Origin of the sequence: Corallococcus sp. CA053C (assembly GCF_003611675.1) — a bacterium.
Lineage (GTDB): Bacteria > Myxococcota > Myxococcia > Myxococcales > Myxococcaceae > Corallococcus.
In genome coordinates this window covers 1-383 of record NZ_RAWA01000932.1, presented here as the reverse complement: position 1 = coordinate 383, position 383 = coordinate 1, and the positions used below count along the sequence as shown (strand labels likewise).

At 61.6% G+C, this 383-nt stretch carries 1 protein-coding gene; it reads right to left on the bottom strand.

Annotation, left to right across the window (positions count from 1 at the left end):
* The coding region (gene csm5 / locus D7V97_RS43940; RefSeq protein ID WP_255424887.1) for a type III-A CRISPR-associated RAMP protein Csm5 at positions 1-375 on the bottom strand (375 nt) is incomplete at its 3' end.
* Between the last annotated feature and the right edge of the window lie 8 nt (positions 376-383).

Below are 383 nucleotides of genomic sequence, written 5' to 3'. Positions count from 1 at the left end.
CTTGACTACCTTCCCGAACTGGGCGTCGAGCACCTTCGCCATGTCGTCTTGGTCGGTGACAAAGGTCTTGCTCCGATAGCCGGCTCCGCCGCCCAGATAGACAATTGGGCCAACTATCGCGTTCACGCCAGGGTACATGGCTCTGTACTCCGCGTAACGCGCCTGATTCACGGACGCGGCTGTCTCGGCCAGCGTTTCAAGGAACCGCTCGCCCTCACGCCAGCCGCCGCGAGCGGTGGGACTGGTGTCGACCACCACGCGGTGCGAGATTGAGGTTCCCGGCGCCAAACATTCCCGGAAGAGCGGCAGGCCATCAGGCTTGCCGTGGACATTCATGTCCATCTTCTGGCAGATCAGCAGATCGCTTGTTCTCAGTGCAGGTG